The sequence below is a fragment of the Actinoplanes couchii genome (assembly GCF_016862075.1).
Classification (GTDB): domain Bacteria; phylum Actinomycetota; class Actinomycetes; order Mycobacteriales; family Micromonosporaceae; genus Actinoplanes; species Actinoplanes couchii.
Genome location: NZ_BOMG01000064.1, coordinates 27070 through 44243 on the forward strand (window position 1 = coordinate 27070; position 17174 = coordinate 44243).

A 17174-nucleotide genomic window follows, 5' to 3' on the forward strand; every position below is an offset into this window, starting at 1 on the left:
TCAGTCCTTGTTGCCACGGCCGAGCTCGTTGTCGATGAATGCGAAGATGTCGGCGGCACTAGCCGCCTTGATCTGGTCGGACACGGCGTTCTCGCCGGTGTCCGGGGAACCGCCGGTGAGGCGGGCGAGCAGCTCACGCAGCCGCGCCGCCACCCGTGCGGAGTCCAGGTCCGCCTGGGAGCTGCCGGCCAGGGCGGCCTCCAGCCGGTCCAGTTCGCCGCGCAGCGCCGCCCCCTCCTCGGGAGCGCCGAACAGCTCGGTGCCCAGGAACCCGGCCAGGACGGCCGGGGTCGGGTAGTCGAACACCAGCGTGGCCGGCAGTCGCAGCCCGGTGGCCGCGGACAGGCTGTTGCGCAGTTCGACCGCGCTCAGTGAGTCGAAACCGAGGGCCCGGAACTCCCGGACCGGCTCGATCGCGGCGCCGGACGGGTGCCCCAGGACACCCGCCGCGTGCTCGCGGACCAGGTCGAGCAGCAGGGCCGCCCGCTCGTCCGCGGTCAGCGGTTCCAGCTTCTGGTGCAGCCCGGTGGCCGTGGTCCGGCCACCGGCCGTGCGCCGGGCCGGCCGGACCAGGCCGCGCAGCACCGACGGCACGGCGAGGCCGGGCATGTCGGCGGCGAACCGGGCCGGCACCAGCAGGGGCTCGTCGCCCCGCCCGGCCTCGTCGAACATGGCCAGAGCGGTGGCCACCGGCAGCAGCGGCAGGTCGGACCGGCCGCTCAGCCCGGCCGACATGCCGGTGTGGTCCCACGGTCCCCAGGCCAGCGAGACCGCGGGCAGTCCCTGCTCGTGCCGGAAGACCGCGAGGGCGTCCAGGAAGGCGTTGGCCGCCGCGTAGTTGGCCTGACCGGCCGCGCCGAGCACCGAGGCGACCGACGAGTAGAGCACGAATCCGGCCAGGTCCAGGTGCCGGGTCGCCTCGTGCAGCAGCCAGGCGCTGTCCACCTTGGGCCGCAGGACCGCGGCCAGCCGGTCCGGGGTGAGCGACCCGACGGTGGCGTCGTCGAGCACACCTGCCGTGTGCACCACCGCGGTCAGCGGATGCTCGGCCGGGATGCTCTTGACCAGGGCGGTGACCGCGTCCCGGTCGGTGATGTCGCAGGCGGTCACGGTCACCTCGGCGCCGTGCGCGGCCAGCTCGTCGCGCAGGGCCGGGGCCCCGTCGGCCTGGAGGCCGGTCCGCGACACCAGCAGCAGGCGCTGGACGCCGCGGGCGGCGACCAGGTGCCGGGCCAGTTCGGCGCCGAGACCACCGGTGCCGCCGGTGATCAGCACGGTGCCGTCCGGATCCCAGTCCCGTCCGCCGGTCATCGCACCGGCCCGGGCCAGCCGGGGCACCGTCACCGTGCCGCCGGTCAGGCGCACGTGCGGTTCGTCGGCCAGTGCCGCCACCCGGTCCAGGGCCCGCAGCGAGGCGTCGCTGCCGTCGGTCTCGACGAGCTGGAAGCTGCCCGGGTTCTCCGAGGCGGCCGCGCGGACCAGGCCGGCGACCGTCGAGGTGGCCAGTTCGCCGCGGGTGAGCGCCACCAGGCGGGAGCCGGTGTACCGCTGGTCGACGAGCCAGTCCTGCAGCAGGTCGAGTGTCCGGGCGGCGGTGTCGTGTGCGGCGGACGCCGGGTCGGCGCCGCCGTCCACCCGTACCGGGGCCAGCACCAGGTCGGGCACCATCGGCAGGTCGGCGAGCGTGGGCACCGCCGGGGCGGCGAACCCGGGAATCGGGTCGCCGACCACGGCCCACATCACCGGGGATCCGTCCGGTTCGGTCACCGTCCAGTCCAGGCGCAGCAGCGGGTCGGTCCGCACCGACCGAGGGGCGGCCGGTTCGGTCAGGGTGACGGCGGCGGCGGACAGCACCGGGGCGCCGTCCAGGTCGACGGCGGTCAGCGCGACCGTGTCCGGGCCGGCCGGGGCCAGCCGTACCCGCAGCACGGTGGCTCCGGTGGCGTGCAGGGTCAGGTCGCGCCAGCCGGTGGGCACCCCGTCCGGGCCGGCCAGCAGGGCGGCGGTCAGCAGGGCGGGGTGGATGCCGTACCGGGCGGCGTCGGTGACGTCCTCGGGCAGGGCCACCTCGGCGAACACCTCGTCGCCGTGGCGGCGGATCTCGCGGACCCCGCGGAACAGCGGGGCGAGTTCCATGCCGGGAGCGCCGAGCAGGTCGCCGGCCGGTTCGGCGGGTACGTCGGACGGCCAGCCGAACGATTCGGCGGTCCCGGCGTCGACGGCGAGTTCGCCGGTGGCGCAGGCGGTCCAGCCGGCGTCGGTGCCGGCCGGGCGGGTGTGCACGGTGAACGCGGTGCCGGTCACCCGGATCTGCACCTCGGCGTCGGTGCCGAGGGCCACCGGCGCGGTGACGGTCAGCGCGGCCACCCGGCCGTGGCCGGTCAGGTCCGCCGCACGGACGGCGAGTTCGGCCAGGCCGCTCTCCGGGAACCGGATCTCGCCGTGTGCCAGGTGCCCGCTCAGCCAGGGCTGGCCGTGGGCCGAGAGCAGTCCGGTGAGGACGAGCCCGTCACCGCCGGCCATCGACAGGGCCGCGCCGAGCATCGGGTGCCCGGCCGGGCGCAGGCCCAGGCCGGTGGCGTCACCGCCCCGCGAGCCGCCGCCGGCCGGCCAGAAGCGTTCGTGCTGGAACGGGTAGGTGGGCAGGTCGATGCGCTGCGCGCCGGTGCCGGCGAAGACCGGGGTCCAGTCGACGTCGATCCCGGACACGTGCAGGCGGGCCAGCGCGGTCAGCGCGGCGGCCTCCTCCGGGCGGTCCTTGCGCAGCAGCGGCACGGCGACCGTGTCGTCGGCGGTCTGCCCGGCGGCCAGGGCGGCGAGCACCCCGTCCGGGCCGACCTCGAGGTACGCGGTGATCCCGGCGTCGGCCAGGGTACCGACCGTGTCGGTGAACCGGACGGTGTCGCGCACGTGCCGGACCCAGTACTCCGGGTCGGTCACGTCACCGGCGGCCACCACCGGCAGCGCGGCCGGGTGGAAGGTCAGACCGGCCACGACGGTACGGAACTCGTCGAGCATCGGCTCCATCAGCACCGAGTGGAACGCGTGCGACACGGTGAGCCGCCGGGACTTCCCGAACCGGGCGGCGACCGCCAGGACCTCGTCCTCGACACCGGACAGCACCACCGAGCGCGGCCCGTTCACCGCGCCGAGCGACACACCGCCGGTGAGCAGTGGGGTGACCTCGTCCTCGGACGCCTGCACCGCCACCATCACACCGCCGGCCGGCAGCGCCTGCATCAGCCGCGCCCGCGCCGACACCAGCGTGCAGGCGTCCGCCAGCGACAGCACCCCGGCCACGTGTGCGGCCGCGATCTCGCCGATCGAGTGCCCGGCCAGCCGTTCCGGGACGATGCCGAACGACTCGATCAGCCGGTACAGGGCCACTTCCAGGGCGAAGATCGCCGGCTGGGCGTTGCCGGTGGCGTCCAGGTCGTCCCGGTCGACGTCGCCGAGCAGCGCGTACGCCTCGTCGAGGGCCGCCGCGAAGACCGGGAACCGGGCGTACAGCTCCCGGCCCATCCCGGTGTGCTGCGAGCCCTGGCCGGTGAACAGGACCGCCAGCCGCCGGTCGGTCGCGGTGCCGCGGGCGGCCTCGATCACGCCGTCGGTGCCCGCCAGCAGGACCGCCCGGTGTTCCAGGACGGCCCGGGAGGCGACCAGCGAGTGCCCGAGGTGCAGCGGCTCGGCCTCGACAGCGCGGATCAGATCGAGCTGGGCGTCCAGCGCGACCGCGGTCCGGGCCGAGACCGGCAGCGGCACGACGGCCGGGACCGCGGTGACCGGCGCCGGCGGCGTGGCCGGCACGTCCGGCGCCTGTTCCAGGATCAGGTGGGCGTTGGTGCCGCTGATGCCGAACGACGAGACACCGCCGCGCCGCGGGCGGCCGGTCTCCGGCCAGGCCCGGCTCTCGGTCAGCAGCTCGACCTTGCCGGCCGTCCAGTCCACCCGGGTGGTGGGCTCGGTGGCGAACAGGGTCTGCGGCAGGATGCCGTGCCGCAGCGCCTGCACCATCTTGATCACGCTGACCACACCGGCGGCGGCCTGGGTGTGGCCGAGGTTGGACTTGCCCGAGCCGAGCAGCAGCGGGTGTTCACGGTCCTGGCCGTACGTCGCCAGCAGCGCCTGCGCCTCGATCGGGTCGCCGAGCTTGGTGCCGGTGCCGTGCGCCTCGACCGCGTCCACATCGGCCGGGCTCAGGCCCGCCGACGCCAGGGTCTGCCGGATCAGGCGCCGCTGGGACGGGCCGTTCGGTGCGGTGAGCCCGTTCGACGCGCCGTCCTGGTTGACCGCCGAGCCCTTGATCACGGCGAGGACCTGGTGGCCGTTGCGCCGGGCGTCGGCGAGCCGTTCCAGCACGATCACGCCGACGCCCTCGGACCAGGCGGTGCCGTCGGCGTCGTCGGAGAACGGCTTGCACTGCCCGTCGGCGGCCAGGCCGCCCTGCTGGGTGAACTCCATGAAGGCGCCCGGGCCGGACATCAGCTGCGCGCCGCCGGCCAGCGCCAGCGAGCATTCGCCGCCGCGCAGCGCCTGCGCCGCCAGGTGCATCGCGACCAGCGCCGACGAGCAGGCGGTGTCGATCGTCATGGCCGGGCCCTCGAGACCGAGGGTGTACGAGATCCGGCCGGAGGTGACGCTCGGCAGCGTGCCGATGCCGTTGTAGCCGTCCAGGCTCTCCAGCGAGCCGAGCAGCAGGTGGGCGTAGTCGGCGCCACCGGCCCCGACGAAGACGCCGGTCCGGCTGCCGCGCAGCGAGCCGGGGTCGATGCCGCTCTTCTCGATCGCCTCCCAGGAGGTCTCCAGCAGCAGCCGCTGGGTCGGGTCCATCTGCAGCGCCTCCCGCGGGGCGATGCCGAAGAACCCGGGGTCGAAGTCGGCCATCTTGTCGATGAACCCGCCGCGCTGGGTGATGCTGCTGCCCGCGTCGCCGCCGGCCAGCATGGCCAGGTCCCAGCCCCGGTCGGTGGGGAACTCCCCGATCGCGTTGCGGCCGGTGACGAAGAGCTGCCACAGCTCGTCGGCCGAGTGCACCCCGCCGGGGAAGTGACAGGCCATGCCGACGATCGCCACGGCGTCGTCGAGCACCTGCACCGCGTCGTCGTGCTCGTCCTGGTCGTCGCCGAACAGCTCGGCGAGCAGGTGCTCGGCCAGCAGCCGGGGTGTCGGGTAGTCGAAGACCAGCGTGGCGGGCAGGCTGAGCCCGAACGCGGCGCCGAGCCGGTTGCGCAGCTCGACGGCGGTCAGCGAGTCGAAACCGAGCTGCCGGAACTCCTGGGTGCTGTCCAGAGCGGCGCCGGAGGTGTGCCCGAGGACCACCGCCGCCTCGTCGCGGACCTGCTGGAGCACCTTGCGGGCCCGCTCGGCCGGGTTGAGCCGGTCCAGTCCGCTGGTGGCGGCTCCGCCGGACACCGCGACCCGGCGGGTACGGACCAGGCCGCGCAGCATCGGCGGCACCGCGCCCGGGAACGGGGCCGGGTCGGAAGCGGCCACCATCCGGGTCGGCACCAGCAGCGGCAGGTCGGCCGCGGTGGCCGCGTCGAACAGCGACAGCCCGAGGTCCAGCGGCAGCGGCGGCATGCCGGAGCGCTCCAGCCGTTGCAGCGAGGCGGCGTCCAGGCTCGCGGTCATGCCCGCCTCCGGCGACCAGGCGCCCCAGGCCAGCGAGATCGCGGGCAACCCCAGACCCTGCCGGTACGCGGCGAGCGCGTCCAGGAAGCTGTTGCCGGCCGCGTAGTTGCCCTGGCCCGCGGCGCCCATCACGCCGGAGACCGAGGAGTAGAGGACAAACGCCGTCGCCTGGTCGCGGGTCAGTTCGTGCAGGTGCCAGGCGGCGTCCACCTTGGCCCGCAGCACCGGTGTGAGCCGCTGCGGGGTCAGGGCGGTCACCACGCTGTCGTCGAGCACACCGGCGGTGTGCACCACGGCGCCGATCCGGTGCCCGGCGATCGCCGCGGCGAGCTGGTCGCGGTCGGCGACGTCGCAGGCCACCACGTCCACGCGGGCGCCGGCCTCGATCAGGCCGGCGGTCAGCTCGGCCGCGCCGGGCGCCTCCGGGCCGCGGCGGCTCAGCAGCAGCAGCCGCCGGGTGCCGCGGGTGGCGACCAGGTGTTTCGCGAGTTCGGCGCCGAGGCCGCCGGTGCCGCCGGTGATCAGGACCGTACGGTCCGGATCCCACGGCTCGGGCACGGTCAGCACGATCTTGCCGACGTGCTTGGCCATGCTCATGAACCGGAACGCCTCCGCGCCGCGGCGCACGTCCCAGGACCGGACCGGCAGGGGCTCGATCGCGCCGGCGGCGAACAGCTCGACCAGCGCGACGAGCATCTGCTGCACCCGGTTCGGGTCGACCTGCCCGAGGTCGAACGGCCGGTAGTCCACGCCCGGCATGCTCGCCGGGTCACGCAGGTCGGCCTTGCCCATCTCCAGGAACCGGCCGCCGGTCTCCGGCAGCAGGCTCAGCGAGGCGTCGACGAACTCGCCGGTGAGCGCGTTGAGCACCACGTCGACACCGCCGGCGAACTTCTCGGCGAACGCGACGGTCCGTGAGGAGGCGAGGTGGTCGCCGTCGATACCGAGGCCGCGCAGCACGTCGTGCTTGGCCTCGCTCGCGGTGGCGTACACCTCGGCGCCCAGGTGGCGGGCGATCTGGATCGCCGCCATGCCGACACCGCCGGCACCGGCGTGCACCAGCACCCGCTCCCCCGGCCGCACGTCCGCCAGGTCGACCAGGGCGTGGTACGCGGTGAGGAAGACCAGCGGCACCGAGGCGGCCCGCTCGAACGTCCAGCCCGCCGGGATCCGGGTCAGGTAGTGCTCCTCGGCCACCACGACCGGGCCGAAACCACCGAACATCATGCCCATCACGGCGTCGCCCACGGCCAGGCCGGTGACGTCGGCGCCGACCTCGGTGACCACACCGGCCGCCTCGGCGCCGAACGGGCCCGCCTCACCGCGGTACATGCCGAGCGCGTTGAGCACGTCCCGGAAGTTCAGGCCGCCGGCCCGGACCGCGACCCGGACCTGGGTGGGGGCCAGTGGCGCGAGTTCCTCGGGCGCCGGCACCAGGGCCAGCGCGTCCAGGCTGCCCTTGGCCGTGGTGGCCAGCCGCCAGGCCCGGTCCGGGGGCGGGACCAGAGCGGGGGCGGAGGACAGCCGGGCCAGGCGCGGGGCGAGCACGGTGGTTCCGCGTACCGCCAATTGGGTCTCGTCGGTGGCGAAGACCGCGCGCCGCACCGCCTCGCTGTCGCCCGCATCGGTCGCGGGGTCCAGGTCGACGAGCACGAACCGGTCCGGGTTCTCCGCCTGGGCGGAGCGCACCAGGCCCCACGCCGCGGCGGCGGCCAGGTCGGTGACTCCGTGGTCGCCGGCGGTCGCCGCGCCACGGCTGACGAACACGGTCCGGAGCGTCGCGGTCTGCAGTTCGGCGAGCACGGAGCTAGTGAGTGCGTGGACCGTCTCCGGGCTCGCGCCGCCGGTGATCGCGACGATCGCCACCTCGGGTTCGCCGTCGGCCGGCGGCAGCAGCGCGGCCAGGCCGAACGGGTCGTCGCCGCGGATCGTCCACGGCTGCGGCGCCCCGGCCGGTTCGGTGACGGTCCAGTCGATGTGGAACAGCGAGTCGAGCACCGGTGAGGTGACGGTGGCGTGCGGGGACGCCGACGGGGTACGGATGGTGAGCCGTTCGGCGGTCAGCACCGGGCCACCGGCGGCGTCGGCCACGGTGACCGCCACCGAGTCGGATCCGGTGCGGCGCAGCCGGACCCGCAGCAGCGCGGCGCCGGTGGCGTGCAGCGACACCCCGGACCATTCGAACGGCAGGCCCTGCCCGGCGTCCTCGACCAGGCCGATGCCGTGCAGCGCGGCGTCCAGCAGGGCCGGGTGCACGCCGTACATCGCGGCCTCGTCACCCGCCTGCGGCAGCGTCACCTCGGCGAGCACGTCGCCCTGGTGCCGCCAGGCCGCCCGCAGCCCGCGGAAGGCCGGGCCGTAGACCAGGCCGCCGTCGGCGAGCTGGTCGTAGAGGCCGTCGACCGGGATCGGCTCGGCGCCGGCCGGCGGCCACTGCGTCGCGTCGAAGTCGGGCTGTCCGGTGGCCGCGACGGTCAGGAAGCCGGTCGCGTGTTCGGTCCACGAGCCGGACGGGTCGTCGGCCGGCTGGGAGAAGACACCGAGGGCCCGGCGGCCGTCCGCGTTCGCCGCACCGACCCAGACCTGCACGGCGACCGCCTGCTGCGGCGCCAGGCCGAGCGGCGTGGCCAGCGAGAGCGACTCGACACGTTCGCAGCCGGCCAGGTCGGCGGCGCGCAGGGCCAGCTCCAGGAAGGCGGTGCCGGGGAACAGGACGGTGCCGCCGATGACGTGGTCGGCGAGCCAGGGCTGGTCGGCCGCGGAGATCCGGCCGGTGAGCACCAGCTCGTCCGATCCGGCCACGGTCATCGACGCGCCGAGCAGCGGGTGGCCGGGCGAGCCGAGGCCGAGGCCGGACAGGTCGCCGCCGGGGCGCATGCCGACCCGGACACCCGGCCAGAACCGCTGCCGGTGGAACGGGTACGTCGGCAGCGCGGCCGGCCGGGCGCCGGTGCCCTCGAACCAGGCCGTCCAGACGATCGGCAGGCCTGCCGTCCAGAGCCTGGCCAGCGCGCTGACCGCGGCCAGGTCCTCGGGCTGGTTCTTCCGGAGCACCGGCACCAGCTCGGTGCCGGCCGGTACCGACTCGGCGGCCATGCCGCTGAGCACGCCGTCCGGGCCCAGCTCGACGAGGGTGGTGACACCCAGGCCGGTCAGGGCGCCGACGGCGTCGTGGAAGCGGACCGCCTGGCGGACGTGCTCGACCCAGTAGCCGGGGCGGGCGAGTTCCGCGGCGGTGGCGAGCCGTCCGGTCAGGGTGGACACGATCGGGATGCGCGGCTCGTGGGCGGTGAGCCCGGCGACCACCTCGCCGAACCCGTCGAGCATCGGGTCCATCAGCGGGGAGTGGAAGGCGTGGCTGACCGCGAGCCGGGTGACCTTGGCGAACCGGGCGGCGACGGCGTCAACCGCCTCCTCGGTGCCGGACACCACGACCGAGGCCGGGCCGTTCACCGCGGCGATGGTGACGCCGTCGGTCAGGTACGGGCGGACCTCGTCCTCGCCGGCCCGCAGCGCGGCCATCGCCCCGCCGGTGGGCAGCGCCTGCATCAGGTTGGCGCGGGCGGCGACCAGGCGGGCCGCGTCGGCGAGGGAGAAGACACCCGCCACGTGCGCGGCGGCCACCTCACCGATCGAGTGGCCGGCCAGGTAGCGCGGGCGCAGCCCGAACGACTCGGCGAGCCGGAACAGGGCCACCTCGATCGCGAACAGGGCCGGCTGGGCGTACCCGGTGCGGTTCAGCTCGTCGGCGTCGTCGCCCCACATCACGTCACGCAGCGGGCGCGGCAGGTACGGGTCGATCTCGGCGATCACCAGGTCCAGGGCGTCGGCGAACACCTCGAAGCGGGCGTACAGGTCCCGGCCCATGCCGAGGCGCTGGCTGCCCTGCCCGGTGAACAGCACCGCCGGGACCGGTTCGCCGGCCGTGCCACGGGCCACCTCGGCGCCGTCCACCAGCACCGCGCGGTGCGACAGGGCCGCCCGGGTGGTGGCCAGCGCGAGACCGACGTCGTGCGGGTCGGCGGGGACGGCGGTGATCCGTTCGGCCTGGGCGTCCAGGGCGGCGGCTCCCCGGGCGGCGAGCGGCCAGGGGACGTACCGCGGGGCGGGCCGTCCGGTGTCCGGGGTGGCCGGTTCCGCGGGCGGCTCCTCGATGATCACGTGGGCGTTGGTGCCGCTGATGCCGAACGACGAGACACCGGCCCGGCGCGGGCGTTCGCCCCGGGGCCACGCGGTGCCCTCGGTGAGCAGGCGGACCGCGCCGGTGGTCCAGTCGACGTGCGGCGAGGGCTCGGTGACGTTCAGGGTGCGCGGTAGTTCCTCGTACCGGAACGCCATGATCATCTTGATCAGTCCGGCCGCGCCGGCGGCGGCCTGGGTGTGCCCGAGGTTCGACTTGACCGAGCCGAGCAGCAGCGGCGACGGCCGGTCCTGGCCGTAGGTGGCGAGCAGCGCCTCGGCCTCGATCGGGTCACCCAGCCGGGTGCCGGTGCCGTGCGCCTCGACCGCGTCCACGTCGGACGCCCGCAGACCGGCGGCAGCGAGGGCCTGCCGGATCACCCGCTGCTGGGCCGGGCCGTTCGGCGCGGTCAGGCCGTTGGACGCGCCGTCCTGGTTGACCGCCGAGCCCTGCACCACGGCGAGGACCGGGTGGCCGTTGCGGCGGGCGTCGGACAGCCGCTCGACCAGCAGGATGCCGGCGCCCTCCGACCAGGTGGTGCCGTCGGCGTCTCCGGAGAACGCCTTGACCAGACCGTCCGGCGCGAGGCCGCCCTGCCTGTCGAAGCTGCCGAAACTGGTCGGGGTGGCCATCACCGTCACGCCGCCGACCAGGGCCATCGAGCACTCGCCGCCGCGCAGCGCCTGCCCGGCCAGGTGCATCGCGACCAGGGCGGACGAGCAGGCGGTGTCGACGGTGACCGCCGGGCCCTCCAGCCCGAACGTGTAGGACAGCCGGCCGGAGATGACGCTGGCGGCCAGGCCGGTGCCGGCGTGCCCCTCCATGTCCTCCCGGGCGGCGAGCACGAGCCGCTGGTAGTCCTGGCCGTTGGTGCCGACGAACACGCCGGTCCGGCTGCCGCGCAGCGAACTCGGGTCGATGCCGGCCCGCTCCACCGCCTCCCAGGAGGTCTCCAGCAGCAGCCGCTGCTGCGGGTCCATGGCCAGGGCCTCACGCGGGCTGATGCCGAAGAACTCCGGGTCGAAGTCGGCCACGCCGTGCAGGAATCCGCCGCGGAAGTCGGCGGGGGTCTGCTCCCAGCCGCGGTCGTCCGGGAGCGGCCCGATCACGTCGCGGCCGGCGGCCAGGGTGTCCCAGAGCTGCTCGGGGGTGGTGATGCCGCCGGGGAACCGGCAGGCCATGCCGACCACCGCGATCGCGTCGTCGGTGACGACCACGGTCTCCGTCGTGGCGCTACCGGCGTCCTGCCCGAGCAGCCCGGCCAGCAGATGCTCGGCCAGGACGGCCGGGGTCGGGAAGTCGAAGACCAGCCCGGCCGGCAGGGTCAGGCCGGTGACCCCGGCCAGAGCGTTGCGCAGCTCGACGGCGGTCAGCGAGTCGAAGCCGATGTCCCGGAACGCCTTGCCGGGGCTGATCGCCGCCGGGCCACTGTGGCCGAGGACCGTCGCGGCGACCGTGCGGACCAGGTCGAGCACCGGCTCCACGCGGTCCGCCTCGGGCAGTGTGTGCACCGTGCGGCGCAGGTCCGAGCCGGCGTCCGCGCTCTGCCGTCGGGTCGCCTCGACGGTCGCGGCGACGGCACGCGCGGCGGGCAGCCCGGCGAGCAGCGGGCTGGGTCGCAGGCTGAGCAGCGCGGTCAGAAGCTGCGGCTGCTGGAGTTCGGCGACCAGCGGCGCGGCGGCCGGGCCCTCGGCCACCCGCCACATCGCGGTCAGCGCCAGCTCCGGGTCGAGGCCGCCGACACCGACCCGGGACAGGGCGCTGCCGGCCTCGGCGCGGGCGGCCATGCCGTCGCCGGCCCACGCGCCCCAGCCGATCGAGGTGCCGGCCAGGCCGCGGGACCGGCGGTGGGCGGCGAGCGCGTCCAGGACCGCGTTGGCCGCGGCGTAGTTGGCCTGGCCGGGGTTGCCCACCGCGCCCGCCGACGATCCGAACAGCACGAACATGTGCGCGTCGGTGATGAGTTCGTCGAGCAGCAGGGCCGAGGTGACCTTGGCCCGGAAGACGGCGTCGAAACGCTCGGGGGTGAGCGCCTCGATCGTCGAGTCGTCGAGGACACCGGCGGTGTGCACGACACCGGTCACCGGGTGCTCGGCGAGCAGCGCGGTCAGCTGGTCGCGGTCGGCGACGTCGCAGGCGGCCACGGTCACCTCGGTGCCGCGTGCGGTCAGGTCCCGGTGCAGGTCGGCAGCTCCGGGCGCGTCCTCGCCGCGGCGGCTGACCAGCACCAGGCGGGGTACGCCACGGTCGGCGAGGTCCCGGGCGACCCGGGCGCCGAGCGCACCGGTGCCGCCGGTGATCAGGACCGTGCCGGTGGGCTCGTAGGGCTCGGCAGTGGTCTTCGGCGCCGGGACGAGGCGGCGGCCGAAGACACCGGCGGCCCGGATCGCGACCTGGTCCTCGCCGGAGCCGCCGGTGACCACCGCGACGAGCCGTCGCAGGGACCGATCGTCCAGACCGGAGGAAAGGCCGGCGGACGGACCGTCGGGCAGGTCGGAGGAGAGAGCGGCGGGCAGGTCGATCACGCCGCCCCAGCGGGCCGGCTGTTCCAGCGCGGCGACCCGGCCGAGGCCCCACACCGCGGCGGCACGCGGGTCGATGACCGCGTCGGCCCGCCCGGTGGCGACCGCGCCCCGGGTCAGCGCCCAGACCGGGGCGGTGGCGCGCTGGACGACCGTCAGCAGCCGGGTCACACCGGCCGGCACGTCGCCGTCGCCGTCCGGGCCGGGCAGCACCACCAGGCCGTCGACACCGGCGGCCGGCACGTCGTCGAAGTCGACGACGGAGGCGCCGAACGCGGCGGCGATCGCCGGGGCGTCCGGGTCGCCGTCGGTGGCCACCACGACCCAGCTGCCGAGCGGGGCGGCCGGGCGCAGGTCGGTCAGCGGCACCCAGGACTCGTGGAAGAGCCAGGAGTCCACGGTGGCCGCGCCGCGACGGCGTCCGCGCCAGGCGGACAGGGCGGGCAGCACCGCCGACACCGCGTCGCCGTCCAGGCCGAGTTCGGTGGCGACGGCGTCGAAGTCGGCGCGTTCGATCGCGGCCCAGAACTCGGCGTCCGCCGGGTCCGCGACGGGACCGGCGGGCAGCGCGGCGGGTTCGAGCCAGTAGCGGTCGTGCTGGAAGGCGTAGGTGGGCAGATCGGTCGCGCGGGCGCCGGTGCCGGCGAAGAACGCCGCCCAGTCCACCCGCACACCCGTCGCGTGCAGCCGGGACAGGGCGGTGACGACACCGGTCTCCTCGTCGCGGTCCCGGCGCACCGCCGGGATCACCGTCACGTCGGTGGCCATCGCGGATAGCACACCGTCCGGGCCGATCTCCAGGAACGCGGTAACGCCACGGGTGGTCAGCCCGGTCAGGGTGTCGTGGAAGCGGACCGTGTCCCGGACGTGGCGCACCCAGAACTCGGGCGTCGTGACGTCACCGGTCATGGCGACGGGGATGCGCGGCTCGGCGAAGGTCAGGCCGGCGATGGCGTCGCGGAACTCGTCGAGCATCGGCTCCATCAGCGCCGAGTGGAACGCGTGGCTCACCGCCAGGCGCTTGGTCCGCTCGAACCCGGCAGCGACCGCCTCCACCTGCTCGGCCGGACCGGAGATCACCACCGAGTCCGGGCCGTTGATCGCGGCGATGTCCACACCGGCCGGAATCTGGTCGGGGGTGGCCTGCACCGCGATCATCGCGCCACCGGCGGGCAGCGCCTGCATCAGCCGGGCCCGGGCGGAGACCAGGGTGCACGCGTCGTCCAGGGAGAAGACGCCCGCCACGTGTGCTGCGGCGATCTCACCGATCGAATGCCCGGCGACCACCTCCGGCCGCACGCCGAACGATTCGAGCAGCCGGTACAGCGCCACCTCGAAAGCGAAGATCGCGGGCTGCGCATTGCCTGTCGCGTCCAGATCGTCCCAGTCGATCTGCAGCCGGGACCGGCACGCGTCGAACGCCTCCCGGAAGACCGGGGACCGGGCGGCGAGCTCCTGCCCCATGCCCGCACGCTGCGAGCCCTGCCCGGTGAACAGCACGGCGAGCATGTGCTCGGCGGCGGTGTCCCGGGCGACCTCGCGCCCGTCGATCAGCACGGCCCGGTGTTCCAGCGCGGCCCGGCCGGTGGCCAGGGAGAACGCGACGTCCAGCGGGTCGGCGTCCAGGCCGGACAACCGCTCGATCTGCGCGGTCAGCGCGGCCTCGGTGGCACCGGACACCAGCCGCGGCAGTACGGCCGGGACATGCCGTTCGGCGGGAGTGTCCGCGACGGGCGGCGGCTCCTCCAGGATGACGTGCGCGTTGGTGCCGGACAGCCCGAACGAGGAGACACCGGCCCGGCGGGCGTACCCGGCATCGGGCCAGGTCTTCTCCTCGGTGAGCAGCTCGATCGCGCCCGCGGTCCAGTCCACGTGGCTGGTCGGGACGCTCACGTGCAGGGTGCGCGGGAGGGTGGCGTGCCCGATGGCGAGCACCGCCTTGATCAGCCCGGCGACACCGGCGGCGGCCTGGGTGTGGCCGATGTTGCTCTTGACGGTGCCCAGGTACAGCGGGGTCTCGCGGTCCTGGCCATAGGTGGCGAGCAGCGCCTGCGCCTCGATCGGGTCGCCGAGCCGGGTGCCGGTGCCGTGCGCTTCGAGCAGGTCGACGTCGCGGCCCCGCAGGCCCGCCTCGGCCAGCGCGGCGCGGATGACCCGCTGCTGCGCGGGACCGTTCGGTGCGGTGAGGCCGTTGCTGGCGCCGTCCTGGTTGAGCGCGGAGCCCCGGACCACCGACAGGATCCGGTGGCCGTGCCGGCGGGCGTCGGAGAGGCGTTCCACGACGAGCACGCCGACACCCTCGGACCAGCCGGTGCCGGCGGCGTCGTCGGAGAACGCCCGGCAGCGGCCGTCGGAGGCCAGGCCGCCCTGTGCGGTGAAGCCGACGAAGTTCATCGGGGTGGACATCACGGTGACGCCGCCGACCAGGGCCAGCGACGACTCCCCGGAGCGCAGCGACTGGGCGGCCAGGTGCAGCGCGACAAGCGACGACGAGCAGGCGGTGTCGACGGTCAGGGCCGGGCCCTCGAAGCCGAACGAGTAGGACAGCCGGCCGGAGATGACGGCGGCGGCCAGCCCGGTGCTGGCGTGCCCCTCCACCGAGTCCCGGCTGCTCTGCATGACGAGCTGGGTGTAGTCCTGGCCGTTGGTGCCCATGAAGACGCCGGTGCGGCTGCCGCGCAGCGACCGGGCGTCGATCCCGGCCCGTTCGACGGCCTCCCAGGACACTTCGAGCAGCTGCCGCTGCTGCGGGTCCATCGCGGACGCCTCCCGCGGGGAGATGCCGAAGAAGCCGGGGTCGAAGCGGGTGGCGCCGGTCAGGAAGCCGCCCTGGCCGGTGACGTCGGCGAGCGGCCCGTCGGCCCAGCCACGGTCGGTGGGGAACTCGGACATCGCGTCGGCGCCGTCGGTGAGCAGCCGCCACAGGTCCTCGGGGCTCTGCACCCCGCCGGGGAAACGGCAGGCCATGCCGACGATGACGATCGGGTCGTCCGAGGCGGCACCGGTCGTGGTGGGCACCGGGACGTCGGCGACGGCGCCGGACAGTTCGGCGAGCAGGTGCGCGGCGAGCACCCGCGGTGTCGGGTAGTCGAAGATCAGGGTGGCCGGCAGGGTGAGGCCGGTGGCGGCGCCGACCTGGTTGCGCAGTTCCAGCGCGGTCAGGGAGTCGAAGCCGAGCTGGCGGAACTCCCGGTCGCTGCCGATCGCGGTGGCCGACGCGTGGCCGAGCACGGTGGCGGCCTCGGCCCGGATCAGGTCGGTGAGGAAGCGTTCCCGGTCCTCGGCGCGGAGCTCCGCCAGGCGGGCGGCCGCGCCGGTGCGCGGGGTGTCACGACCGTCCGCGGCACGGCGGCGGCCGGGGCGGACCAGGGCGCGCAGCAGTGCCGGCACCGGTCCGCGGGCGGCGGCCCGGCCGGTGCCGGGGGCGAGCGGGACGATCAGGGCGCTGTCGTGGTGCAGCGCAGCGTCGAACGCGGCGAGACCCTGCGCGAGGCTCAGCAGCGGGGCGCCGGCGTCGGTCATCCGGCGGGTCTGCCGCTCCCCCAGGGTCGCGGTCATGCCCCGGTCCTGGGACCAGGCGCCCCACGCGAGGGAGAGGGCGGGCAGCCCGGCGGTACGGCGGTGCCCGGCGAGCGCGTCCAGGAAGCTGTTGCCGGCCGCGTAGTTGCCCTGGCCGGCGGCGCCCATCAGGCCGGACACCGACGAGTACAGCACGAACGCGGCCAGGTCCTGGTCCGCGGTCAGCTCGTGCAGGTGCCAGGCGGCGTCCACCTTGGGCCGCAGGACCGCGTCGAGCCGTTCCGGGGTGAGCGAGGAGACGACACCGTCGTCGAGCACGCCGGCGGTGTGCACCACGGCGGTGAGCCGGTGCCCGGCGATCGCGGCGGCCAGCTGCTCACGGTCGGTGACGTCGCACGCGACGATCGTGACCTCGGCGTCCAGGGCGGCGAGGTCGTCCGCGCCGGGCGCCTCGGGGCCGCGCCGGCTGAGCAGCAGCAGGCGACGGGTGCGGCCGGTGGCGACCAGGTGCCGGGCCAGTTCGGCCCCGAGACCGCCGGTGCCGCCGGTGATCAGGACGGTGCCGTCCGGGTCGAAGATGACCGGGGCCGGCACGTCCGGGCCGGTCCGCGGGGTGAGGCGGGCCGCGAGGACCCGGCCGTCACGGATCCGGACCTGGGTCTCACCGGCCGCGAGCAGCGCGGGCAGGCCGTCCGGGGCGGCGCTGTCGTCGGTGTCGACGATCAGGAAGCGGCCCGGGTTCTCGGCCTGCGCCGAGCGGATCAGGCCGTGCACGGCGGCGACGGCGGGGTCGTCGCCGGCCCGGCTGACGAACATCAGGCGCGCGCCGGTGCCCAGGTGCTGCTGGAGCAGGACGAGGGCGTCGGCGACCGCGGCGCGTACGCCCTCCGGGGTGATCCCGGTGATCCCGGGCACCGGCACGGTCACCACGTCCGGGGCCGGGCCGGTCACCTCGACCGGTACCCAGGTGACCGTGAAGAGGCCGTCGTCGGCGGCCGGCCGGGTGATGGTGTGCGCGGCCGGGGCGGTCAGGGTGACCGCGGCGGCGGTGAGCACCGGGGCGCCCTCGACGTCGGCGGCGGCCAGGGTCACGGTGTCGCCGTCGCGGACCAGGCGCACCCGCAGCATCGAGGCGCCGGCGGCGTGCAGGGTGACCCCGCGCCAGCCGGTGGCCAGGGCCGGGTCGCCGTCCAGGGCGGCCAGGTGCAGGGCGGCGTCGAGCAGGGCCGGGTGCACGCCGTACGCGGCGCCGTCGGTCACGCCGGAGGGCAGCGCCACCTCGGCGAAGATCTCGGTCCCGCGCCGCCACGCGGCACGGACGC

At 75.5% G+C, this 17174-nt stretch carries 1 protein-coding gene (running past one end of the window); it reads right to left on the reverse strand.

The features are described from left to right. A protein-coding gene (locus Aco03nite_RS26105) for a type I polyketide synthase (RefSeq protein WP_203798814.1) crosses the window boundary here: on the reverse strand, window positions 1–17174 show its 3' portion. 3049 nt of this gene lie beyond the right edge of the window; the window shows 17174 of its 20223 coding nt (coding positions 3050–20223); the start codon falls outside the window, past its right edge; the stop codon is at window positions 1–3.